Origin of the sequence: Haliscomenobacter sp. (genome assembly GCF_041740695.1) — a bacterium.
Lineage (GTDB): Bacteria > Bacteroidota > Bacteroidia > Chitinophagales > Saprospiraceae > Haliscomenobacter.
In genome coordinates this window covers 43,318-66,197 of record NZ_JBGSLK010000003.1, presented here as the reverse complement: position 1 = coordinate 66,197, position 22,880 = coordinate 43,318, and the positions used below count along the sequence as shown (strand labels likewise).

At 44.4% G+C, this 22,880-nt stretch carries 21 protein-coding genes; 7 read left to right on the top strand and 14 right to left on the bottom strand.

The window, feature by feature from the left end; translation table 11 throughout:
• Positions 1 to 234: 234 nt before the first annotated feature.
• Complete coding sequence (locus tag ACEW9O_RS00690; protein ID WP_373548187.1) at positions 235 to 822, bottom strand: alpha-ketoglutarate-dependent dioxygenase AlkB; 588 nt, start codon at positions 820 to 822, stop codon at positions 235 to 237.
• Between the two features lie 257 nt (positions 823 to 1,079).
• Positions 1,080 to 1,418 (bottom strand): helix-turn-helix domain-containing protein, encoded by a 339-nt coding sequence (locus tag ACEW9O_RS00685; protein ID WP_373548186.1) that lies wholly within the window; start codon positions 1,416 to 1,418, stop codon positions 1,080 to 1,082.
• A 140-nt stretch (positions 1,419 to 1,558) separates the two neighbouring features.
• Here ACEW9O_RS00685 and ACEW9O_RS00680 point away from each other — a divergent pair, with 140 nt between their 5' ends.
• The 3 genes from ACEW9O_RS00680 (at position 1,559) to ACEW9O_RS00670 (ending at position 4,340) form a co-directional block, all read left to right on the top strand.
• The gene (locus ACEW9O_RS00680) at positions 1,559 to 1,753 is read left to right on the top strand and encodes a type II toxin-antitoxin system VapB family antitoxin (protein ID WP_373548185.1); all 195 of its coding nucleotides are present in this window, start codon (positions 1,559 to 1,561) and stop codon (positions 1,751 to 1,753) included.
• Complete coding sequence (locus tag ACEW9O_RS00675; RefSeq protein ID WP_373548184.1) at positions 1,750 to 2,139, top strand: PIN domain nuclease; 390 nt, start codon at positions 1,750 to 1,752, stop codon at positions 2,137 to 2,139. Before ACEW9O_RS00680 ends, ACEW9O_RS00675 begins: the two co-directional genes overlap by 4 nt.
• 353 nt (positions 2,140 to 2,492) lie before the next feature.
• Positions 2,493 to 4,340: a hypothetical protein gene (locus ACEW9O_RS00670; RefSeq protein ID WP_373548183.1), complete on the top strand. Its 1,848-nt coding sequence runs from the start codon at positions 2,493 to 2,495 to the stop codon at positions 4,338 to 4,340.
• A 145-nt stretch (positions 4,341 to 4,485) separates the two neighbouring features.
• Here the strand turns inward: ACEW9O_RS00670 and ACEW9O_RS00665 are convergent, their stop codons facing one another.
• The 11 genes from ACEW9O_RS00665 to trxA all read right to left on the bottom strand — a co-directional run bounded on the left by ACEW9O_RS00665 (position 4,486) and on the right by trxA (position 16,787).
• Positions 4,486 to 5,769: an IPT/TIG domain-containing protein gene (locus ACEW9O_RS00665; protein ID WP_373548182.1), complete on the bottom strand. Its 1,284-nt coding sequence runs from the start codon at positions 5,767 to 5,769 to the stop codon at positions 4,486 to 4,488.
• A 19-nt stretch (positions 5,770 to 5,788) separates the two neighbouring features.
• On the bottom strand, positions 5,789 to 7,264 hold the full coding sequence (locus tag ACEW9O_RS00660) for a carboxypeptidase-like regulatory domain-containing protein (RefSeq protein ID WP_373548181.1): 1,476 nt from the start codon (positions 7,262 to 7,264) through the stop codon (positions 5,789 to 5,791).
• 11 nt (positions 7,265 to 7,275) lie between these two features.
• Positions 7,276 to 8,148 carry a hypothetical protein gene (locus tag ACEW9O_RS00655; RefSeq protein WP_373548180.1) on the bottom strand — a complete coding sequence of 291 codons (873 nt, stop codon included), beginning with the start codon at positions 8,146 to 8,148 and terminating at the stop codon, positions 7,276 to 7,278.
• A 573-nt stretch (positions 8,149 to 8,721) separates the two neighbouring features.
• Positions 8,722 to 9,582, bottom strand: coding sequence for a lipoyl synthase (lipA, locus tag ACEW9O_RS00650; protein ID WP_373548179.1), 861 nt, complete (start codon positions 9,580 to 9,582; stop codon positions 8,722 to 8,724).
• A 116-nt stretch (positions 9,583 to 9,698) separates the two neighbouring features.
• Positions 9,699 to 10,349 (bottom strand): hypothetical protein, encoded by a 651-nt coding sequence (locus ACEW9O_RS00645; RefSeq protein ID WP_373548178.1) that lies wholly within the window; start codon positions 10,347 to 10,349, stop codon positions 9,699 to 9,701.
• A 56-nt stretch (positions 10,350 to 10,405) separates the two neighbouring features.
• Complete coding sequence (locus ACEW9O_RS00640; protein ID WP_373548177.1) at positions 10,406 to 11,404, bottom strand: NAD-dependent epimerase/dehydratase family protein; 999 nt, start codon at positions 11,402 to 11,404, stop codon at positions 10,406 to 10,408.
• Positions 11,405 to 11,510: 106 nt separating this feature from the next.
• Entirely contained in the window at positions 11,511 to 11,825 is a 315-nt protein-coding gene (locus ACEW9O_RS00635; protein WP_373548176.1) for a cytochrome c, read from the bottom strand.
• Positions 11,826 to 12,019: 194 nt separating this feature from the next.
• Complete coding sequence (locus tag ACEW9O_RS00630; RefSeq protein WP_373548175.1) at positions 12,020 to 13,615, bottom strand: M1 family aminopeptidase; 1,596 nt, start codon at positions 13,613 to 13,615, stop codon at positions 12,020 to 12,022.
• A gap of 50 nt (positions 13,616 to 13,665) precedes the next feature.
• Positions 13,666 to 15,003 (bottom strand): hypothetical protein, encoded by a 1,338-nt coding sequence (locus ACEW9O_RS00625; protein ID WP_373548174.1) that lies wholly within the window; start codon positions 15,001 to 15,003, stop codon positions 13,666 to 13,668.
• An 85-nt stretch (positions 15,004 to 15,088) separates the two neighbouring features.
• Complete coding sequence (locus ACEW9O_RS00620; protein ID WP_373548173.1) at positions 15,089 to 16,411, bottom strand: porin; 1,323 nt, start codon at positions 16,409 to 16,411, stop codon at positions 15,089 to 15,091.
• 70 nt (positions 16,412 to 16,481) lie between these two features.
• A complete protein-coding gene (gene trxA, locus ACEW9O_RS00615) occupies positions 16,482 to 16,787 on the bottom strand; it encodes a thioredoxin (RefSeq protein WP_373548172.1) in 306 nt (101 codons plus the stop codon).
• A 122-nt stretch (positions 16,788 to 16,909) separates the two neighbouring features.
• Between trxA and ACEW9O_RS00610 the strand changes: the two genes are divergently transcribed.
• The 4 genes from ACEW9O_RS00610 (at position 16,910) to ACEW9O_RS00595 (ending at position 22,023) form a co-directional block, all read left to right on the top strand.
• Positions 16,910 to 17,596 carry an iodotyrosine deiodinase gene (locus ACEW9O_RS00610; RefSeq protein WP_373548171.1) on the top strand — a complete coding sequence of 229 codons (687 nt, stop codon included), beginning with the start codon at positions 16,910 to 16,912 and terminating at the stop codon, positions 17,594 to 17,596.
• A 75-nt stretch (positions 17,597 to 17,671) separates the two neighbouring features.
• Complete coding sequence (locus ACEW9O_RS00605; protein WP_373548170.1) at positions 17,672 to 18,406, top strand: NRDE family protein; 735 nt, start codon at positions 17,672 to 17,674, stop codon at positions 18,404 to 18,406.
• Complete coding sequence (locus ACEW9O_RS00600) at positions 18,381 to 19,451, top strand: hypothetical protein (protein WP_373548169.1); 1,071 nt, start codon at positions 18,381 to 18,383, stop codon at positions 19,449 to 19,451. The genes ACEW9O_RS00605 and ACEW9O_RS00600 overlap by 26 nt, the downstream gene beginning before the upstream one ends.
• A 343-nt stretch (positions 19,452 to 19,794) precedes the next feature.
• Positions 19,795 to 22,023, top strand: a complete 2,229-nt coding sequence (locus tag ACEW9O_RS00595) for a DUF5916 domain-containing protein (protein WP_373548168.1) — start codon at positions 19,795 to 19,797, stop codon at positions 22,021 to 22,023.
• Positions 22,024 to 22,148: 125 nt separating this feature from the next.
• Here ACEW9O_RS00595 and ACEW9O_RS00590 read toward each other — a convergent pair whose 3' ends face one another.
• Positions 22,149 to 22,727 carry a c-type cytochrome gene (locus tag ACEW9O_RS00590; RefSeq protein WP_373548167.1) on the bottom strand — a complete coding sequence of 193 codons (579 nt, stop codon included), beginning with the start codon at positions 22,725 to 22,727 and terminating at the stop codon, positions 22,149 to 22,151.
• Positions 22,728 to 22,880 lie beyond the last annotated feature (153 nt).

Below are 22,880 nucleotides of genomic sequence, written 5' to 3'. Positions count from 1 at the left end.
CCTGGAGGTCTCTATTTTTAGGGAAGGATTGAGCGTCTTGACCAAAAAGTGTTTTTCCCTCCTTGAATTTTTAAGGCATGTCTTTAGCTTGTTAAAACCGCAAAGGAAGCCTTTTTGTAAAAATGTCCAGTAGTATGATGGTGATGTGTAAGTGAAAATCAAGCTATATAGCGTATCAGCATTTAGCTAATATGCCGTTGGAGCTTGTTTTGTACAGTTCTTATTATTTTCCTTTCATAAATATGCTCGTAATGTTATTGAAATTCTCTTTCCGTCATATTTTTTTAAATTTGGTATTTCATGTGTCCATTCCAAATTTGTATTCCAAGGAACAACTATAACTTCTCCATTTCTAAATGTAATATCTTTAAAATCTTTTTGTTTATATCTACGCATTCTAAAAATTCTTTCTTGACCAAGTGAAATGGTCACTATAGGGCTATCTTCAAAAAGGTCTCTTGTGTCATCTCTATGCGCGCCTATGTAATGTCCTTTTTGTCCATCATACCAATTCAATAGTAAACCATTTAATCGATTATCAATATTCATTTGAGACCATTCTAAGAATAGTTTTAAATTGTTATGGATTGGTAGAGCATTGTTTCTCGAACCAGTATAACTATAGTTTTTCCCATAAGCTTGTTGCCATCTTGGTGTTGGAATTTCTTTTCCGTACATGTTTATTTTGTGATAATCTTCAGGATGTTGATTCCATATTTCTGTGAATTTGTCAAAGTCAAAATTAAACTCTTTTATCACATTTGAGCTGTAGATTACAAACTCTTCATCTAATTTTATTGTCTCAAATATTTCTTGATTCATTCTTCTTTTTTTCTAATTGCGCACAACATGTTTTACCCACAACCCATCTTCCTCTAACCAACACCTTACCCTATTTCAATTGACGTTAAGCCGCTCAAAGCTACCAGAAAACTAGCATGTTAAGGTAGAAAATCGTTATATTTTTTCATCAGCAGTTTTGATTTTTTAAATCAATGATGAATAACCCTTTTAGATCAAGTTGAGCAGCAGTTTGTAAAGTGGGCAGATACCATCAAGCCAAAATACGTTTGGCTCCTTCACTCATTTTTACCTTCAATTTTTTTCGCCCGTTTAGGTGCACGCTTTTTTACCAAAAGCTGTGCATCCTGCAATTTTCTACCCAACTCATCATTGCTTGCGAGGGCCAATAAGTTCCGCTCAAGCCCTAGAATAAATAAAACTTGTACATAAGCTCCCATGGCAACGGAAGGCGCGCCTTTTTCGATTTGCCACAACGTAGAGCGGCTGATGCCTGCACGCTCTGCTACCTGCGCCCCACTTAACTTTCTGCGCAATCGTGCCAACTTGAGGTCCTCACCTAGTTGGCCCAGTGCTTGTTGAGCAGTGGGAAGTAGAATGGTGGTTTTCGATTTCATAATGTTTGATATTATGGACAAAAATAGCTTAAAATATACATGATATCAAGCATCATGGAAAAATAAACCATTCTGACTTATTCATCGGACTTGCTATTTATTGAATCAATGTGTATATTCACCCTAAAATAGGTGTACACATGAGAACCAACATAGTCATTGATGACCAATTGATGGATCAAGCCATCAACCTCAGTGGACTTGATACCAAAAAAGCAGTGGTAGAACAGGCATTAAAGCTGTATGTCCAACTGCTACAGCAAGCTGCGCTACGTGAATTGCGTGGGAAACTGCGTTGGGAAGGAGATTTAGACCAAATGCGACAAGACCAATGACCATCGTAGATTCCTCTGTTTGGATTGACTATTTCAATGGCAAAATCAGTCGAGAAACAGAGCTCTTGGATCAATTGATGGGACGAGAGCCATTAGGAATATTTGATCTGATTCTAACCGAAGTACTGCAAGGATTTACAGGAGATGGGGATTTCACTTTAGCAAAAAATGCATTGAATGCGTTGACTTTCTATTCAACAGGAAATAAATCTGCTGCAATACGCTGCGCAGAAAATTACAGGGCATTAAGAAAAAAAGGAATAACGATTCGAAAAACAATAGACGTTATCATCGCTACCAATTGCATCGAATTGGATTTTCCTTTGTTGCACTGCGACAGGGATTTCGACCCTTTTGTGGCACATCTTGGATTGAAAGTCCTTTGAGTACTTTCCCCCTACAAATGCCGCTCCGCATGATAACTCGACCGCACCAGAGGGGTCAAAATGGCCAGTCCATCAATGATAAAATGGCACCGTATGTGGCGGATGAAGTGCAGATTTGTGGGGTAGTAGAGCAGTAGGACAATTGGTATGTTGTGAAGGCAGCGGAGTACAAGCAGTTGATGCCGTATTGGGGAAGGAGATGGTGATGTGTGAGTATAAATCAGCATTTTGCTCTTCCATTTTTTCATCCGTTTTAAAGACTCTTATCGAATGGCAGTAATTTTCTTTATACTTTAATTTGTAAAATTGAGTTGCAATCTTTAAATTTGTAGAAACCCTTACAATTTAATGATATGAAAAATAAAATTAAACCCTCTGTTGATGCCCTGTCGCATCTTAAACTGTTCTTTTTATTGGGATTGGTAACTATATTTACTACCCAATGTGCCTTCCTGGAAAAATTATTTAAAAAGCCATCAACAATCACTTTTTCTGAGCCAGTGAAGGCACCAGTTGCTATAGCTTTGATCGATGCAAATCGGTTCTTGAATACTGCGATTCATAAAGCTAAGATTACTTTAATTGATCCAGGAGGAAAGGTGGTTACTGCAAATGGAATACCTTTTTCAACCATTTACATTGAAGGAGGTGTAATGGATTTGGCATTGAAACAAGATGCAGTTTATGATGTTCAAAGACCTTATCGTTTTACCATTAAAGTTGAAGCTGACGGTTATTCAAGCAATCTCCAAAACATTTTGGTAACTTCAGATAAAGGGCAATACGTTCCGATATTTTTGGCGAAACTTGAAGAACCACCTGTAGGAGTAGCAACTGTTGTTGATTCTGTTGATTTGACTAATGGTTTGCTAGGTACAGCACGAGAAATTATACCAAAGAAATCAAACGGAATTTCTGTTGAAAACATAAAGCTTGAAGTACAAAAAGGAACCCAATTTATTTATTGCAATCAAGATCCTTCAAAAAAAAGGACACCGAAAGAGCTAAAGTATCGTGTTTTATATGCTTCACCCAGAAGTTTAGCTGCTAGCAGAACTTTTCCCGGAGGGGCTTTGATTACCGATGCAATCGGAATTGATGGTTCTAGAGTGGCTGAACCCAGTTCGCCTATTTTTTTTGAATCTCAAGGCTGGATGACTATTGAAATGGATGCGGATGGTGAAGAAATTAGTGGATTTAGTAAGCCCGTCAATATCACTATGCCTGTCTCTGATAGTTTGAGGCACCCAACCAAAAACCGTTTTATCCGGGCTGGGGACACCCTTATTACCTGGAGCCTAAATAACGTTGGAGAATGGCGTGAAGAAGGAATTTCAATCATTGAGGGCGCACCCAGATCTTTGGTTGCCAAATTTCAGATTACCCATTTATCAACCTGGAATCTTGATTATAAATTGGATGTTTGTGGGAATGGAGCTACAACCGCTAGGATTAATTATACGAATCAACAAGCCGTTTTCAACCAAGCTTATACTGAGCTTCTAAATTCTGCAGGCACCGCTTTGCGTAATACCAGATTAGACTATATGCAAGGTATTGGTTTTCACACAATTAGAAACTTCCCCGATGCAGGAAACTTTTCCCTTCGTGTATACCAAAATGGGCCTGGGACACCAGAAATCGCTACTTCTACTTCTTTCAGTTGTGCACAGGCTACACCTTCAGCAAGCATGACCATTCCTGGTGGTGGTAATACTACTATTGAAATAAGAATTGCGGTAAGGACAACTAATATGGGCGATATTCCACTTTGCAACCACACTGTATGGTACAGGCCATGTAGTAGCTGTACTGCTTCAACAAATGCATGCAATTCAACCAATGGATTTCAATTTGGTGGCATACTTGATGAAGAGGCTGATCCTAATTATGGTCGAGTAATTATAACAAAACCAACAACAACTAGTATTTTTGATATTCACTGTATCCGAATTTGGCAGGCTGAGAATATTAGTGGTACACCAACACAGGTTGCCATAGATATTCCATTGGATTTTTTAAATTTACCTGCAACTAATCCAACAGCGATCCAAGGTGTTACAAAAACCATTTATTCACCAACTGCTTCAACAGGAACTGCACCAAGCATTACTTATGAAAATCTTAATCCTACTGGGGGAACTCCTACCTTTTTATTTATTATCGATGGTGCTAGCTTTACCATGACTCCCTGTCGTTAATAAGGTTTACCTGAAAAAGGCTAAATACTGATTGACACCCACTTGGCCTTTCTCAGGTAAATTCCTTGTTATCAACTGGCAAATAAAATTTTTCCTAACTGATGATTTTTGCAATTTCCTTGAAATATGCAACATTGAAATAATATCAATTATACTTAATAGAATAAATTACATTTGATTTTTCATCTGACACATATATCGTTTTGTTTGATTCGTCGAGTGCCACACCACCTGGAGTTACAATGCCAGTCAATTCAAGGTAATTATAACGGTTATCAGGATAAACGACTACAATTTTTTTCATTCCCTGATCCAAAACAAACAATGTTCCTTCACTATCCAGTTCAGCATCAATTGGAATACTATATATATTATTGCTTAAAACATCAGGTGTGTTTCTATAACCGCCATTGATTGCTAAGTTTAGTAATCTTCCGGAGTTTCCATTAGCCAAAAATAACGACCCCAAGGCAGCCGTTCTTTTTTCAGAAAATGCAATTCCAGTAGGAAGATTCAATGGTGAACCAGTAAGTATTTTGGTCACATTACCATTATTTTGGTCTATATATTTTACTCGATTTCGGCTCGGTTCGGTAACAAAAACCTTCCCTTGTTTATCAGTTGCAATACCTTTGGGATAAATAAATTTTGCATTTGCAATTGAGGTTAAGGCAGGATCTTCATTAGATGGGCTTGGGCGCATTCGGTCTCCAGATAATGTAGAAACGCCTTTGTTTGCATCGTTATTAATTTTTCGGACACAATGGTTCCCTTCGTCTGCAACGTAAATCTCGTTAACAGCACCTACTGCTACATCGCTGGGGTTGGTGAATTTAGCTGAAGTCCCGACAGAACTGTCATAATACCCCATACTATCAAGTACTCCTGCAAGGCGGTTTATAGCGCCAGTGGACAAGTTTACTTGCCTCACAACATGTCTTGAGTAATCGGCAACATACAATATTGCTCCCTGGATATCCATTCCTCTGGGCAGGCTGAAACAATCATTACAAGTTTTATCACCAACAGTACCCGCAAATTTAGTCAAGGAAGAGGCAGTACTGTAGAAATATCTAAAATTTACTTGGCTAGTGACAGGCCCGCCGCAGGAGTTATTCCTGCTAACATGAACCGGTCCACTTTTTATGCCCAAAGGCACTTGAAAAACAAGGGTAGTGTCATTAGGCATACTTTGGATTGCAATAGCCTCTCCTCCAATGGTTAACGTAAACAAATGAGGATAATCAGCAGTAAAATTTTTACCAGTTAGAGTTACTCTAGCTCCTGCTTGTGCGCCATTTGGAGTAACGCTTAATACTTCAGGACAATCAGCCTCCATCCGATCCGGCGTCCATAAAGTACAGCGAGAAAGCACTGTGGTAAGTAAAAGAATGCCAATAATTTTAAAAAAATGGAGTTTGTTTTTCATGGTGTTTAATTTTACATGGTTAAAAACGAAGGGCAAAGCCGATCTGAGTTTTTTGGGCATAGGGGTCGGAGAAAATGATTGGTGCGAAACCGAGCCTTCTCATTTTCTCCAACTCTAATCGTTGCTTTTTCTTTTCCACTTCTTTACAAATGAACCAACCGATAAATGCGCCAATACCAAGCCCCGCAGCGCTGGTTCCAGTGCGCAGGAAGGTCTTTGAATTATCGTAGGCGGTTTCGCGATCCGGGTTCAGCTTATCTTGGTAGTCATTCCGATGTCCACTGTAAATGATATAACTTACTCCGCTGCCAACAACCAGACCAGCCCCGGTATACAACAACCAGCTACACTTCGATCCATCCTTTTCCAAGGTAATATCCACATATTCCAGGCGTTCTTTGAAGGTGTGGTTTTTAGGAGTTGTGCGGTAACCCGGCTTGGAAAAAGTGAATATTTTATCTTTTCCAGGTTCGGTTTTGATTCGTTGTACCAACTCGCCTGACTCCGGGATTAGGAGGGTAACGTTCTTATTGGAATCAACATCATCGAAATAGGTTATTCCGACATTGGGGAGCGGCTTCCCTTTACTGTTGTGTACTTTGAATCCTAAAGGAATACCTTCAGCAGTCCATTTTTTAATTACAAAATTTACACGGTTCTCAGATAAGGTAATCGTATGGCGCACCTCTCCCGCTTTATAACCTGGTTTTTCGGCCCGAATGGTAATTCCATTTCCCGGGATAAAAGAGTTGGGTACATCAAAGTCAAATAAGCCTCTGGAATTGGTAAGGACGGCATCAACAAAGGGGCCTTGTTGGCTTTGATAGGAAATTTGGACATCGGGCACTACCTGGCCAGTGGAGCCATCAAGAACAGTGCCAGCAATATAGGTTCGCATGGTTACCACGAAATCCAACACCATATCCTTTGATTGATCAAATACAATTAATTTTGATTGGTCAACAAAGTTGAGCTTATGAATGATTACCCGGATGCGATCTCCTCTTTTGAAAATGGATTTAGAAGCGTATTCACCAGCTTCATTGGTTATACTGATTGCTGCTGGATCATCTTCATTTCCACGGTAAAAAGTGACAGATACATCCTTAAGATACAGGCCCTGGTCGGATCTTATCACCCCGCTGATCCGAAAAAGTTTTAGCGGAATCAGTTTGATGGTATTGGCTGTATTTCCAGTATTGATGGTATATTCTTTTGTCAAAGGTTCATAACCGTCAACACTAATTTGTACCCGGACTTGTATGCCTCTTCTCAATACTCTTGGGGAAGTAAAAGCACCATTTGAACCAGAAACGCATTGGGTCAGCAGCGCTCCGGTATTCTGATCGTAAATTCTTAATTCTGCTGATGGGATGCCATTACCCTGTTCAGACCATACAGTGCCATAAAGCGAAATCTGTGCATTTAAAGTTGAGCCAAAAAAGCTGCAAAATGCAAGAGCAAGCAAGTACTGGGATGTTTTAAGATTATTCATGTTGGTTTAGTTTATTTAAATTTATCTGGTAAAGTAATCTGTCTTAACTTCTGAACTTCACGTTTACTGTTATCTGTTACCCCCTCTTTTTCAAAAACTACTGTTACCAGAGGATTCTTCAGAAAGAGGGATTGAGGAATGTTAAAAACCTGTTTTTCTCCCTGGACTTGAGCTTCAATATATTCCCCATTGTAATCAAACCACACCTTGATTCCCTTCGGAATGTTGATTATTTGGGTATAGTTTTTTTCCTTTGACTCAGGTTGAACTGGAGGTGGTTCCGGCTTATCAATGGACCTTTCTTCATCAGAATCATTAGTTTCGGGTACTTTATCATCCTTTCTCTCTGTGCTGTTGGTAGTTGGTTCTTTCTTCTTCTTTTCAGTCGTATGATTATTTTGCTCGGTGGTATTCGAATGAATGGAATCTTTCCCCTTTGCGACACCACCTTCATTAGATTTGTCCAAAGTATCGAGGGGTTCAATATTGGACTCTTTAGCATTGGAATTTGCGATTTTCACGAAGTAATAACCACTGAATAATACGGCGATCAGCAGAATTCCTACAACAAAGTATATCCCTTTGAAATCAAATTTCTGTGGGCTATATAGTATGTTTTCAGGATCATGATCAATATCATTGATAACGGCCTGTATGCCTGAAATAATTTTATTAAATGCTACCTCATATTCTTCTCTACTTAATATTCCCCTTAGTTGCTCTTGTTTTAAACCTTCCCATTTAGCTTTTAGCATTAATGCATTATCACGTTCTCTCCGACGAGGAGTATTGCCTAAAGCAGAAAGTAAGGTTGAGAGGCATTCTTCTACTTCTCCCTTTCCAAGATGAGATTGAATTTTTTCTCTGATTTGTTTGGCAGTCATCAGATCGTGTAAAAGTTTTTAGAAAATTATTAATGCAGAAATGATGTTGCACTTGGAATCAAGATGATTCTGAAATTTATTTTCGATAGAAGCCTATTGTGAATTCTTAATTTCTTGCTCAGAATTGGAAGTTTTGGACACCATTGTCCAAATCACAAATATTCAAAACAAGAAAATACCGGCTATCAGTCAGTAGTGAATATAAAACTCTTCGAGGATGCCTAATTTGTGTTTTTGGCTCAATTTCAAAATTTCGCTAATCATTTCGGATTTCGTCGCTGAACTATCACTAAGTAAAAGTCGTAGTCGAGGCTTAGCTCATTGTAAGTAACAGATCACACACTTTCTACATTTAGTAGGTATTATTTGATTCTTATTTCCGGATGTTCTTGTAACGTGCAAAAACATCGCTAATATAACTATATTATCTGAGAGTTGGTTCCAAAATTCCCTCTTTTATTAAAAAAAATGGTAGTTCCTATGTTTTAGGACTGATTAAATTAGAAATACTCATCAATACTCCATTATGACCATCATCATTGGGGCATTCAATACCTCATGAAAACTAATCCACTACAAATGCCGCTCCGCATGGTAACTCGACCTTACCAGCGGCCCACTCTCTACAAACTTGAAGCCTTTCTGCAGGCCAACTTCTTTGTACATGGCAAACACATCCGGGTGGATGAACTCTGCTACAGCGATGTGCATTTGAGTAGGTTGTAAATATTGCCCGATGGTGAGTACGTCGCAGTTGTGTGCTACGAGGTCATCCATAATTTTAAGCACCTCTTCTTGCGTTTCGCCCAGGCCGACCATGATGCCCGATTTGGTGCGTTGGATTTGCTCCAGACTGCGTTGGTATTTGGCTTGGGGGCGTACTTTGCGGTAGAGGCGTTCTACGGTTTCCATGTTGTGCGACACTACCTCTTGTCCGGCGGAGATCATGCGTTCCAGGGCTTCCCAGTTGGCTTTGGTGTCGGGGATGAGTGTTTCTATAGTGGTGGAAGGAGAAGCTTCTTTGACCAGGCGAACGGTTTGGTGCCAGATTTCAGCACCCCGGTCGGCCAGTTCGTCGCGGTTGACGGAGGTGATTACGGCGTGTTTGACCTGCATGAGCACGATGGCTTCGGCTACGCGGCGGGGCTCATCGGCGTCGTATTCGTTGGGGCGGCCCGTTTTTACGGCACAGAAGGAGCAAGAACGGGTACAAGTGTTGCCCAGGATCATAAAGGTGGCCGTACCTGCGCCCCAGCATTCGCCCATATTTGGGCAATTGCCGCTTTGGCAAATGGTGTGTAGCTTGTACTCGTCGACCAGGGTCCGCACCTTGCGGTAGTTGGGACCAATGGGCAACTTGACCCGCAACCAGTCTGGTTTGCGCGTCCGGGTATTCTCAGTACTTTCCTTGCTGACAACAGGTAGTTCAACCATAACTTTACTCCGCTTTTACAAGCTGCAAAATTGAGATAAATTCCAGAATAGTACAGCAAAAGGTGGGAAAATGTTTAGGGGAGTGAAAAGTGAAAAGCGAAAAGTGAAAAGTTGGGCTACCAAACTGAGCGGATAGGGTAGTTTTTGACCAATGTAGCCGAGTCTACGGTATTTTTTTTCCAGGTGCTTTTTTGCCAAAGGAGCAATTCGGCGGATTCGGCCCATTTTTCTTCGACCTCATCGTTGGTTGAAAGAGTGGTACTGTGTTCGATGGTACGGCATACGAGGTCATTGTTCCCGTCTCCATTGTAGTCGAAGAGCCAGGAGCCGATCAGAATTTGGCCACCTTCGCCACCATACCATTCGCCCACGGTGAAACGCTCAGTGAAGCGCTGGGTTTGTTTATCAAAAAGTAAAACGGACTGATGTTTGAACCAATTTTGGGTGAGGTGCACCAAACATCCATCGTAACGCTCATTCAGCGGAAAGCGCTGCAAGGCGACGACTACACTGGAGGTAGAATCGACAATGTAGTCCACCTGCTGCATTAAAGGCCCCAGGGTCCGAAAAAATAAAGTGGTGGGGATGGTATCGCCGGCAATCGGCGTCAGGTTTTCATCAGGTAGCTCCAGATGGGTGGTATCGCTGAGTGTAGTTGGTTGAAAGTAGTTGGCTAGGACTGCGTCGGCACTGGGAGGAGTGTGGCGGGTACACGTCATGGACAGACTGATAAAAAACAGCACAACAATGGAAGCTGAACGGGACATGTGGCTATAGTTTTAGGTGAAAAAAGTTGAAAAGTTGAAATGTGGCTGGCAGCGTGTTAAAACACTACAGTTTTTCCCCCTGATTTCAAAAAAGCACTGCTCGTTTCGGAAATGGTTTGGCCAATTGGTGTATACTCAAATTGGAGTAAATTTTTGGATTTTTCATTTTCAAAAACATACTCCAAAGCGGCTTGACGCATATTTTCTTTGGTGATGATTGGCGCTTTTCCCGTAAACAGGGTTGGAACCAAGGCCAAGCGCCAGGCTAATTCGCGCAGGAAAGGGGTAATGGTGATATTGGGCTTTCTCGCTTTCAATTCCTGGGCAATGGCACCAAAAAATTCCCGGTAACTCATTTCGCCCGCATTGGCGATGAAGCGTTCTTCAGCGATGTCACTTTTGGCCAAAACCAGCAACATCCGTGCCACATCGCGCACATCGACCACGCTGATTGTACCAGTAGGGACATAGCTGAATCCTTTGTGAATGTTGGCAAAAAACTGCCCGGTGCCCTCGTGCCAGCGCCCAGCGCCCAGGATCACCCCAGGGTTGACGATGGCCGCATTTAGCCCTTCGGCAATGCCACGCCATACTTCCTGTTCACCCAAAAATTTGCTGATCCCGTATTCGGTATTGTAAGGGCTGGTTTGAAAAATGTTTTTTTCATTCAGCACCTGGACGGGTTTGGTGCGGCCTACCGCGGCTATCGAACTCACGTGCAACAACTTCTCGACCCCTTCATTCAAACAGGCATCGACGATGTACGCAGTTCCTTCCGCGTTGACGGACTGCATTTTTTTGCGGTCCCGCTCCATGAAGGAAATGATCGCGGCGATGTGGAAGACCCATTTTTTGCCCTGGATGCCTTCAGCCAGACTATAGGGGTCATTCAGCTCCCCTTCGATCCATTCTACCCGATCGGCAAAATCACCAGCCAGATCAAAATTGCTGTTGCGGCGGCGCAGCGCGGTGATGTCGGTATACCCTTCCGCCAACAAATGTCGAATCAGGTAAGAACCCAAAAAACCTGTACCACCAGTTACAAAAATGGACATAGTAGAGCGGAAAAATGGATAAATAAAGAATTAGGGAATGGGCATATAGTCCATTCCCTAATTAACCACAGGCTGTTTTAACGTTTTTTGTTTGAACAGCTCCGCGTTATTCTTTAGTCAATTTCATGGTGTACGCCGCTACAGCTTTGATTTTTTCTTTGTCAAGCAAAGCTTTAAAGCTGGCCATGTTGTTGCGACCATTGGTGATGACTTTGATGCGTTCTTCCACCTTTAGTTTGGATTCAACAAAATTGGCCGCACCAGATACGCCCATGTCGCCACGCAAACCATGACAGGTTACGCAGTACTGCTTGTAGATTTTCTCACCATCAGCTTTTTTGGGCTGCACGTTATCAACAGTCATGTTGGAGAAAAGTAAGATCATTGCCAAAAGCGATCCAAATGCCAGTAACTTTCTCATCGCGTCGATTTTTTTTTAATAGAGAAATGCGGTTGCAAGGTAAAAAATTTCGCATCAATCTGTTGCCTTCTGAAGAATTTCATCGGTACAATTATGACGCAATTTTTTTTCTAAGTCAACTCTAATAACGGCGAAATAGCCACAAAATGGCTTTTGTTTGTGTTAATGATCTTTAAACATTTGCCAATGATTCATCATTTGAATAACAAATAGGCATTTGGATCCAATTTGATGTCTTTTGGATAACCTTGAATAGGAAACGCAAACTCCTCTTGTGCCTTACTGATGGATAAGGTTTTTTCCAGGATTACCTTTTTATTTTCATCCAGGAATTGGATGTCCAGTGGAAAACTAAATAGATTTTTTTGTACTTGTTTGACGGTTAAGGCTATGATCTTTTCTCCACCATCATAGCGGTAGGGGGTTTGTATTTCGGGCTGCCCAGCCTGAAATACCCATTGTTTAAAAAAGGTACTTAGTGATTTACCCGAGGCTTCTTCCATCACTTTTTGCAAATCGGAAGTCAGCGCGTTGCTGCCTTGATACTTTTGATAATATGCGCGATATCCTTTCCAGAATGCGGCATCGCCAATCTCGTGGCGCAACATGTGCAACACCCAGGAGCCTTTTTGGTAGGAGTTGGTATTGAGCACCGTGTTGATGTCGGTTACGGTGGTATCTACAATGGGTGCCAGTTTGCGCTCGGCATAACGTACTACGGTGAAGCGGTCTTTGCGCATCCGTTCGGCCAGGGAGGCCGCACCGTACTTGGCTTCGTGGTAAAGGTGGGTGCTATACGTAGCAAAACCCTCGCTGAGCCAAACGTGGTACCAGTTGGCCTCCGAAGCCGAGTTGCCAAACCATTGGTGCGCAATTTCGTGGGCGATCAGGTCTTCCCGTTCTTTTTTGCCATTCACCGAGTTTTCAAAGTAAAAAATATTGCTGGCGTTTTCCATGCCGCCGTAGCGGGTTTTGGATTGTACATTGGCCAATTTGCGGTAGGGGTAAGGAGCGATGTTTTTGTGGAACCACTCCAATACTTCCACCGCTTGACTATAATCCGCAAAACCCTCAGCTCGGTTGTCGGGGAAAACCCAGGAACTAACTTGAATACCTTGAACCTCCCCAGCGAGCTGCACCGCAAAAGGCGCCACCCCAATGACCATTACTTTGGTGGGCAGCAATACGGTTTCTTTCCAGTGGGTGCGGCGTAAGCCTCCATCCAGGTTGGTTTCTTCAATTTGGATGCCATTGCCAATCACCTGATAATGATCGGGCGCGGTGACGATGAATTCCACCGAAGCCTTATCGGAGGGGTGATCCACCGTCGGCAGCCAATGATGGGCGCGATTGGGCCAATTGTCGCCAAAAAAGGTGCGGTCACCAAATTTGTTGGCATCGATGACGAGGCCATCTACGGGGACACCAGCGTATTGTACACTCACGGTGATGGTTGCTCCCGCCGGGATGGTATTGGGCAAAGTGATGCTCAAACGGTCATTGCTATGGCTGAATTTTAGGGCTGCGTTGTTGTAATTTACTGTGCTGACTTCCATTCCTTTACCCGCTTTGGTGTTGGTCAAATCCAGTGCAAAACTGTTGCCCGCTTGTTTGAAACGCAGAGTGATTTCGGCCTGGCCTTCGATGCGATTCGTTTCGTCCTTGAGCGTCAGGCTAAAGCGATAGTGCTGCACATCGATGCTGTTGATCTGGGGGTTGTAGGCAGGGGATTGGGCTGTAAGTACTGTGGTAACGAACAGGAGGAGGAACACGGTGGTTAGGGACTTCATGAATTTGATTTTTTGAAGCCTGAATTTAGTACGAAACATTAATTATTTGGCTAAAAAATCGCATTTAACCCCAATCCCAACCAATTGCCCCGCCGGATGGCACCTACATTGGCTTGTGTAAAATAGTCATTTACCGTAGCTCCATCGCCAGCAGCACCGGGATCACCTTTTCTCCAGATGTAATGCAGCATCAATTTTAATTTTCGTTCCTGCAAGTGCCAATTGATGCCTGTGTCGCAGTAGGTTTCAGTTCCCGCAAAAGTATGTACTGCTAGGGCGTCAGCTTGACCCAAAGGATCGGTAGCTCCTTTGTATTGCATCAGGGTAAAGGTTGGTTCCAGGAAAAGTTTTTTACCTGCAATCCAATTGTAGCTAAAGCGAAGGTGTTGAACTGAGGAGGTATAATCAAAGTTGCGCAACCCCGCATTATTGGGCAATTGGCGGGAGCCACTGCGCAGCATTCGATGGTATTCAGCATCTACATTCAAGGCTTTCCAGTTGAGTAAAACATCTGCTCCAATGGAGGTATTGCGGCTGAATAGATCGGTCTGCCCCTGGGTACTGCCATCCAGCGCCAGAGAAATACCTTTGCGTTGGTTGAAGTAGTTTTGTAAATAACTGATTCCGTATTGTTTGAGTTCGGGATCTCCGAGAGCTAGTACAGTTCGACCCACCAAGAGTGGTGAAAATTGGCTGCCTACGGAGTTGTTGCTGTAGGCATAGAAACCCGGGTTGAATACGCCCAGGTTGTAATTAAGACACACTTTTTCCGTTCTGTTTTTTAGCAAACCACCCAGGTTGACCCCAGCAGTTCGTCCGGCATTTATCCCAAGGATGTGTTGCCGCAGGTAGGTCTGAGTGGCTGACTTTTCTAAACTGCCCACCTGCCAGGCTGGAGTGATGCTTTCTCGGCTGATTTGAGGTCGAAAATAACCAGCTACCAGAAAGAATTTTTCACTTTTGGGCTGCAGACGCCATTCCAGAAATGCATCAAATAGGCCAACTGAAGGGATAGCGCCATTGTTTGCGGCCCCGAAATTACCACTTTGCACATCCCGACCGATGGCGTCAAAAGACAACATCACGGTAGCTTTCAGGTTGTCAAAAGGTTGCATCCTGAAGCCAACCCGACCTCGGCGGATCAAAAAATTGAGTCGATCTTCAACCTCATCGTAAACCCTGGTTTGGGGGTTAAATACTTTTTGGTTACTGCTGTAGACGCTCCAGAACTGGAACTGTAAAAGGGGCTCAATTTTAAAACCTTCCCGGTTTTTGAGGAACCCCTGGAAAGGCTCCTGGGCAAAAAGTGGAGTCCATAACAGGAAAATCCATGCCACAAAAGAGATAGAGAGGGCCGGAGCCCTCCAGCCCCAGTTATTGGAAGCCATAGCCATTTATATTATTACAATAAATACGATCGATAAACTAGAGAACAAAGCTAGATAGATTTTTTCGTTCCTTTGCTTTTATACTTTAAAAAATAGCATTTATCCCAAGCCCGATCCAATTCCCTCTTCTAATGGCACCTACACCAGATTGATAAAAGTATTCATTGACCGTAGCTCCGTCACCAGCTGCTCCGGGGTCACCAGCACGCCAGGTGTAGTGCAGCAACACTTTTAATTTTTTTTCATTCAAATACCAATTGATTCCAGCGTCATAAGCACTTTCAGTACCGGAAGAAGCTTTGACTAGCGCAGCATTTGCTTGACCCGCTGCATCTTTAGCCCCAGCAAAATGCATGTACATCAAGCTCGGTTCAATAAAGTATTTTTTTCCTACCGCCAGGTTGTAACCAGCCCGGGCATGCCCTACGCGAGAAATGTAGTTGAAGGTTTTGGGTTGCTCATCGCTATCATTGCTGTGACCTTGGCGGTACAGTTGATGGTATTCAGCGGTGACATTCAGGTGGTCATAATTGAACAATAGATCGGTCCCCAAGGTGGCCGCACGCTGAAAAATATCGGTTTTCCCTTGTCGGGAGCCACTTAAGGCTATCGATATTCCTTTGCGTTGGTTGAAATAATTCATATTGTAGGCAATCCCATATTGTTTCATTTCGGGATCACCGAGGGATAAAACGGCACGCCCGGTGAGCAAGGGGGCAAAATGGGTGCCCGCTGAATTCCCGCTGTTGCTGGTGTAACTTGGATTGAATACGCCCAGGTTATAATTGAGTACTACTTTTTCAGATTCACTTTTTAACAACCCCCCCAGGTTGACACCCACCACGCGCCCTGGGCCTACTCCGGTAGTGTGCTGACGAACGTAGGTTTGAGTGGCGGATTTTTCCATGCTAGACGTTTGCCAGGCTGTGGTGATACTTTCCCGACTGAGTTGTGGACGAAAAAAACCAGCGACCAGGTAAAATTTTTCACTCTTGGGTTTGATTCGCCACTCCATGTAGGCGTCCAAAATGCCCACTGAGGGAATACCTCCATTGTTTGTTGCACCAACAGTGCCTGCCTGAACATCCCGTCCGGTTGCATCATAGGCCAGTACTGCATTGAAACGGAGATTCTCGTAAGGCTGCATTTTAAACCCGATCCGAGCACGGCGAAACAGGAAGTTCAGTCGGTCGTCGACAGGTTCGTATTGTTTGGTCGTTGTGTTGTACAATTCATGATCCAGGCTGTAGGTACTCCACAGTTGCAACATGACATAAGGCTCGACTTTGAATCCTTCTTTGGGCTTCAAAAAACCTTCGAAACTACCGTGTTGAGCAAAAAGAGCTGGCATACAAGTGGTAAGGGCAACAAACAAGGCGAGTTTGTGCCAAAAAGTAGTGGTGTTCATTCCGATTGGGTTGTAAAAAAATCGGGTTGGTGCTTAAAGGGACGAGCACCAACCATTAATCCATGTTTATTTATACGTTTTGGTCAATCACTGCCGCCAACTGATGAGCCGACTGCATACCCGAACGTTGCCACTTGATGTCGCCATTTTTAAACAGCATAAAAGTAGGTACACCCTGAATGCCCATTTTTTTGGCCAGCGCTGGATTGCGGTCAACGTCTATTTTGATGATGGAGGCTTTATCTCCAATTTTTCCAGCTAAATCTTGCAAGATGGGTGCCATCGCTTTACATGGGCCGCACCATTCAGCAAAAAAATCGACCAGAACGGGTTTGTCCCCCTGGATCAGTTCATTGAAAGAGACTTTCTTTTCCATGGTATTTCTTTTTTGTTCTTCACCGGACAAAAGTACCGCCTAAAACAGGGTAGATGACGTGATCCAGATCACATTTACCAAAAATAATGTTTTCTTTGAGTTTCTCTTATTTGATTCATGGTATGAAAGGCAATTTAATGGAAGAGACGCCCTTCTCTTTTGTTCCATATCAGGGTGAGCAGTTTGAGCCAGCAGAGATGCTCAAACGCAGCGAGGCATATTACCAATGGATGAACCAGCGGCGCACCCTTCGCGAATTCTCTGATCGACCAGTGCCCTTAGCAGTGATCGAAAATATCATCATGACTGCTTCGACCGCTCCCTCCGGTGCACACAAACAACCCTGGACTTTTGCCGTCGTAGTTGATCCCGCAATCAAGGCCCAAGTCCGCCAAGCTGCCGAGCAAGAAGAACATGAAAACTACCATGGCCGGATGTCGGACGAATGGCTCGAAGATTTACAGCCCTTTGCTACGGATTGGCATAAACCATTCCTGGAACTTGCTCCGTACTTGATCGTAGTTTTCCGCAAGGCTTACGACTTATTGCCGGATGGCACTCAGCGCAAAAACTATTACGTGCAGGAATCCGTAGGTATAGCTTGTGGAATATTGTTGGCTGCAATCCATCATGCTGGCTTGGTGGCACTTACCCATACCCCCAGTCCGATGAATTTTTTGCAAAATATTTTGCAACGTCCCGAAAACGAAAGACCTTTCCTGCTCATCCCGGTGGGTTATCCCGCCGATGATGCTCAGGTGCCAAACTTGCAGCGCAAGGAAAAGGCGGATATAATGACCATTTATTAATCGTACGGGCGACCCTACGTGGTCGCCCAATGAAGGGCGGCCACGCAGGGCCGCCCCAACGGGCCAAACTTATATATGTGCACGGTGACTTATATTTCGCCCGCTCCCGGGCAGTTCATTCTTACCTCTAATCGCGATGAAGCCCCTTCGCGGGGGGCCACCCGTTTGGCAGCAGAGGAAAGAAATGGTAAAAAAATCATCTTCCCCCAAGACCCTGCTGCGGGAGGCACTTGGATCGCGGCGGCCAACAGCCAGCGTGTGGTTTGTTTGCTCAATGGAGCTTTTGAAGCCCACAATCGCCAAACTCCCTACCGCTTGAGCCGGGGCATCATGGTCTTGGAAAGTTTTACCTTTCCCAGTGCCACTGCCTTTTTCAAACACTACAACTTTGAAGGAATCGAACCTTTTACTTTCATCGTGTATGACCGGGGCACCTTGTGGGAATTGCGCTGGGATGGACAAGAACAGTATGTCAAAGCACTCGATCCACAGGGAACCCATATCTGGTCATCAGCTACTTTATATCCGGCTGATGTGCGGTTCCGTAGGGAGCAGTGGTTTGCCCGTTGGCTGGAAAATCGAGCGATGTTTTCAGTCAATGCCATGCTGGATTTTCACCAACATGCCGGAGATGGCGATACCTGGAATGATGTTGTAATGAACCGTGGTGACGTGGTAAGCACGGTGAGTATTACTTCCATCGAAAAAACCGAATCCAATCTTAAATTTAGGTACCTGGATTTGCTCACCGCCAATGAACAAAAGGCACAAATGGAGTTATCGCGTGAAGAGGTGGAGTCTAATCAATAATCCGGCTTGGATCAAACTGTGGAACTGGGAATACTGGCCTACCTTGGCTTTTTATTGGCCCATGTTTGTATACGGCCCGCTTTTGGCCTTGCGTTCCCGCCATGCCTGTTTTTTTACGGCGGCCAATCCGGGAATTTTGGCGGGTGGCTTAGGCTTGGAATCCAAATATGCAACCATTCAAAATTTGCCGGCAGCATTTTGCCCCAAATCAATTTTAGCTCCTCGCGGACAGGATTTGGCCCTGATTCTGGAAGAAATTCGCCAGGCCAAAATCGAATTTCCCCTCATTGCCAAACCTGACGTTGGCTATCGCGGTTTTTTGGTCAAAAAACTGGATACGCCGGACCAACTGCGGGCCTACCTGAGCCAATACCCGATCGACTTCATCATCCAGGAATACCTCAATTATCCAGTAGAATTGGGCGTTTTGTATTACCGCTTGCCCAATGTGGAAAAAGGTAAAATTACTTCCCTGACTTTAAAAGACTTTCTGCATGTGACGGGCGATGGCAAATCGACTGTCCTGCAATTGATCGAAAACACGCCGCGGGCTTTGCTGCAACTGGATCGGCTACAAGAGACCCATTGGCAATTGTTCAAAAACGTGCCTGCCGCAGGTGAGCGCATCAGCTTGGGGGTAATTGGAAATCACTCTAAAGGTACCCAGTTCATCAATGGCAATCAGCACATTGATGCTGCCTTACATCATACTTTTGATGCTATATCCATACAAATTCCAGGCTTTAGCTATGGCCGTTTCGACATCAAATGCAATAGTTTAGAAGATTTGAAGCAGGGCAAAAATTTCAAAATCATTGAGTTGAATGGCGTTTGTTCGGAACCCACCCATATTTATGATCAAACCTTGGGCAGCTATTTCCGAGCGGTAGGAACGATCATGAAACACTGGACAATTGTAAGAAAAGTAGCTGCGGCCAATCATCGCAGAGGTGTCGCATATGTGCCTGAACCGCAGATGATTAAAATGTTGACAGGGTTGCGAGATTATCACCAGAAAATCAAAGCTGCACTAAAAGTAGAGTAATTGTGGCAGAATGCGATGTATTGTCGACAATCACCTTTCTGATTGATTTTATTCACTGATTTCGTTGGGTTTCTACTGCATCTTAGGGTTTGTAAAGAACAATATTCCTTCTGGATTATGTAGATGGAGTCAATTCACCAATACTATTTTATCGCTTCCTGAAGCGAAGAAAATATTAATCGGTTAGTTTAAGAGACGATTGGAGGGCCACCAAGGAGGTGGCCCTCTTTTTTATGGCTCCATTTCATTTTTTACCTTTTCACCAACATATTCGCTGCTTTGGGGAACTTTTTGTAGCCCTTTCACCTTTATCGCTACATTTGCAGCCTAAAGTCCGACTGAAATGTACCCGAAACTGCTCTGGAGCAGCCTCATCCTTACCCTGCTCTCCACTACATTCCACGCGCAAGAAGCGCGCAACGACATGCAAGCCCGTTTTCGGCTGCAAGGTAAAAAGACCAGCCAACCCATTAAAATTGACGGCAAACTCGACGATCCCGCCTGGCAGAATGCCGACACGACGAGCCATTTTTGGCTAAAATGGCCCATGGATGGCCGTCCAGCCAACGCTCAAACGAAAGTACAATGCGCCTACAATGAGCAGTTCCTGTACATTGCCGCCACTTGTTACCAAGACTCGGGAAAATACATCCTCCAGAGCCTCAAACGCGACGTAGGATATTGGGAATCAGATGGTATCGCTGTGGTACTCGACCCCGTCAATTTGTCCAACAACGGTTACTTTTTTGCCCTTACCCCCGCTGGCGTTCAAACTGAAGGGCTGATTGCCGCCAGTAGTGGCAGTCAAACTGATGAAAGTTGGGACAATGTATGGTGGGGTGAAGTACAAAATTACCCCGACCACTGGACCGCCGAGTTTGCCATTCCCTTGCGGATCCTACGCTTTAAAGACGGCCAAAAAGAATGGGGCATCAACTTCATTCGCAACGACGCCAATCGCGGGCATTTCAGCGCCTGGGTACAAATCCCGCTACAATTCAATGGCACCGACCTGGGCTGGACTGGGGCACTCCAATTTGATGAAGGGCCCAAAAATGCTTCGCGGAATTATGCAATTATTCCCTTTGTGACCGGAGGAACCGATCGGGATACTGAAAATGGTATACCTACGCGAACCTACGGCGACATTGGTCTGGACGCCAAAATTGGCCTGGGTTCTTCGCTCAATCTCGACTTGACCATCAACCCCGATTTTTCCCAAATTGAAATTGATGAGCAGGTCATCAACCTGACTCGTTTTGACATTCAATTGCCCGAAAAGCGTACTTTTTTCCTTGAGAATGCCGACCTCTTTGGCAATTTTGGTTTTGACCTGATCCGACCTTTTTTCTCCCGCCGCATTGGTTTGGATGACAATGGCAATCAAATTCCCATCTTGGCCGGACTGCGCCTCACGGGTAACATCAATCCTGATACCCGAATTGGGGTGCTCAACATGCAGACGCGTAAACATGACGCCCAAAATCCTGAGAATTTTTCGGCGCTGGTGTTTGATCGGCGTTTGTTCGGTCGAACCACGCTGCGCGGCTATTTCCTCAACCGACAGGAAACCGGGAACCAGGAACTGAACGCCCAGAATTGGAGCCGAAACGCTGGAGGAGAATTTTTGTACATCTCGCCCAAAGGCTCCATGCAGTCTTGGGTGGGCTATCATAAATCCTTTAAACCCGAGATCAACCAGCAGGATTGGTGGGGACAAACGGGCTTTGAATACACGGGCCGCAACTTTGAATTCATAGCCGATTTTTTACACATGGGGCCCAATTATTACGCGGACATGGGCTACGAACTGCGCATCGCCAACTACGATGCAGCCCGGGACACGACCCTGCGCATTGGCTACAATTTCAAATACCTAGAAGCGACCTGGCGCATTTTGCCAAAAAAAGAGACCAGCAAGTTGAACAGCACTGAAATCTCGGCCAGTAGTTTTATGGTGCTTAATCCCAACTTTAGCATCAACGAATACAATGGTGGAATCAACCTGGAACTCAATTTTCGGAATACCAGCCAGTTCGCTCTGTACACCAACTTTAACTACGCCAATGTACCAGTGAGTTTCAAGTTTGACGATGAACCGATTGAGGAATATCCAGCACTGCCCTCAGCGCGGTATACTTTTTCCAATGCCCGGATGGAATGGACTTCGGATGTGCGCAAAGCCTTGAATTGGAGTGCCGGGTTTACAGGTGGAGAATTTTACAATGGCCTACAGTGGTCGACAGACCTCAGCGTTGGGTTGCGCGCGCAACCTTGGGGGAATTTTCGGGTGGCGGCCAGTTACAACAAACTGGACTTTCCCAAACCTTATGCGGATGCTGAAATTTTGGCGATCACTCCCCGCATCGAATTCTTTTTCAACCGCAATTTGAACTGGACCACCTTTTTGCAATACAATACCCAAGCCAATAATTTTAACATCAATAGTCGGATTCAGTGGCGTTACCGCCCCATGAGTGACCTGTTTGTGGTGCTGACCGACAACTACTTTGCCCAGGGTTGGGCGCATCGGAATCGGGCGCTGGTGGTGAAGTTGAATTATTGGCTGTAGGAAGGGGTTGAGGGAGGTTGAGAAGGTTGAGAAGGTTTAGGCTACCGCGAGCGGCTTGGACAAGGTCTTTGTCAAAATCACTCGCGGTAGCCTAAACCTCCCTCAACTTTCTCAACCTCCCTCAACTATTGTACGGGCGGCACCGGAGAAGGCACCAAATTATCCACCGGCGGCAGTGACTTCAAAAACGCAAAAATCGCCGTCAAATCTTCATCCTTCATGTTGACGTAGTTCTGCCAGGGCATTGGGGGCAAGAGGGGGCGACCTCCATCCAAACCTTTGGATTTACCTTCGGTGATGGCTTTTTTGAACTGCTCAAAAGACCATTCTTTGATCCCCGTTTCATGCGGGGTCAGGTTGGCGGAGTAAGTGGTTCCCCAAGGGCCAACTGAAGCCGTGGTCATCGGGTGAAACAAAACCCAGGGCCCAACGATGCTGGGGTCAGAGATAGGCGCAAGTTTTACACTAGCTGGGTGACCGGACATGCGCAACTTAGGATCAGGAATTGGACCTTTGTCAGTCATCACTTTTGGTGAATGGCAATCTTCACACCCACCAGTAGTGACGAGGTATTCCCCTCTTTTGACCAGATCTTCTTCGGATTCAGCAACGGGTGCTTCATTGGTTTTTGGCGCTTCCTGCGCACATTGGAAAGTTAGAAAAGCCAGAGCTAAGGCTGGCAGCCAGATCAGCATTTTTTTCATACAAGACGTGATTTTAGGTAAGGGTGCTTCAGATTATCCCTCTAATGAAGCTTCAAAATAGTAAATAAAATTTGATCAGAAAGAAAAAGCACACAATAATCAACATATGAAAGTGTCAATTTGGTGGACGCCTTATAAAAGCATGAGCGACAT

Bases quoted from the DNA above. Each gene is read 5' to 3' on its own strand.
- ACEW9O_RS00610 (WP_373548171.1), top strand. From the start codon at position 16,910: ATGAAAGGCAATTTAATGGAAGAGACGCCCTTCTCTTTTGTTCCATAT.
- ACEW9O_RS00690 (WP_373548187.1), bottom strand. From the start codon at position 822: ATGAATCAAGAAATATTTGAGACAATAAAATTAGATGAAGAGTTTGTA.
- ACEW9O_RS00595 (WP_373548168.1), top strand. From the start codon at position 19,795: ATGTACCCGAAACTGCTCTGGAGCAGCCTCATCCTTACCCTGCTCTCC.
- ACEW9O_RS00665 (WP_373548182.1), bottom strand. From the start codon at position 5,769: ATGAAAAACAAACTCCATTTTTTTAAAATTATTGGCATTCTTTTACTT.
- ACEW9O_RS00680 (WP_373548185.1), top strand. From the start codon at position 1,559: ATGAGAACCAACATAGTCATTGATGACCAATTGATGGATCAAGCCATC.
- ACEW9O_RS00670 (WP_373548183.1), top strand. From the start codon at position 2,493: ATGAAAAATAAAATTAAACCCTCTGTTGATGCCCTGTCGCATCTTAAA.
- ACEW9O_RS00685 (WP_373548186.1), bottom strand. From the start codon at position 1,418: ATGAAATCGAAAACCACCATTCTACTTCCCACTGCTCAACAAGCACTG.
- ACEW9O_RS00635 (WP_373548176.1), bottom strand. From the start codon at position 11,825: ATGAGAAAGTTACTGGCATTTGGATCGCTTTTGGCAATGATCTTACTT.
- ACEW9O_RS00590 (WP_373548167.1), bottom strand. From the start codon at position 22,727: ATGAAAAAAATGCTGATCTGGCTGCCAGCCTTAGCTCTGGCTTTTCTA.
- ACEW9O_RS00640 (WP_373548177.1), bottom strand. From the start codon at position 11,404: ATGTCCATTTTTGTAACTGGTGGTACAGGTTTTTTGGGTTCTTACCTG.
- ACEW9O_RS00645 (WP_373548178.1), bottom strand. From the start codon at position 10,349: ATGTCCCGTTCAGCTTCCATTGTTGTGCTGTTTTTTATCAGTCTGTCC.
- ACEW9O_RS00660 (WP_373548181.1), bottom strand. From the start codon at position 7,264: ATGAATAATCTTAAAACATCCCAGTACTTGCTTGCTCTTGCATTTTGC.
- ACEW9O_RS00605 (WP_373548170.1), top strand. From the start codon at position 17,672: ATGTGCACGGTGACTTATATTTCGCCCGCTCCCGGGCAGTTCATTCTT.
- ACEW9O_RS00625 (WP_373548174.1), bottom strand. From the start codon at position 15,003: ATGGCTTCCAATAACTGGGGCTGGAGGGCTCCGGCCCTCTCTATCTCT.
- ACEW9O_RS00630 (WP_373548175.1), bottom strand. From the start codon at position 13,615: ATGAAGTCCCTAACCACCGTGTTCCTCCTCCTGTTCGTTACCACAGTA.
- ACEW9O_RS00655 (WP_373548180.1), bottom strand. From the start codon at position 8,148: ATGACTGCCAAACAAATCAGAGAAAAAATTCAATCTCATCTTGGAAAG.
- lipA (WP_373548179.1), bottom strand. From the start codon at position 9,582: ATGGTTGAACTACCTGTTGTCAGCAAGGAAAGTACTGAGAATACCCGG.
- ACEW9O_RS00675 (WP_373548184.1), top strand. From the start codon at position 1,750: ATGACCATCGTAGATTCCTCTGTTTGGATTGACTATTTCAATGGCAAA.
- ACEW9O_RS00620 (WP_373548173.1), bottom strand. From the start codon at position 16,411: ATGAACACCACTACTTTTTGGCACAAACTCGCCTTGTTTGTTGCCCTT.
- trxA (WP_373548172.1), bottom strand. From the start codon at position 16,787: ATGGAAAAGAAAGTCTCTTTCAATGAACTGATCCAGGGGGACAAACCC.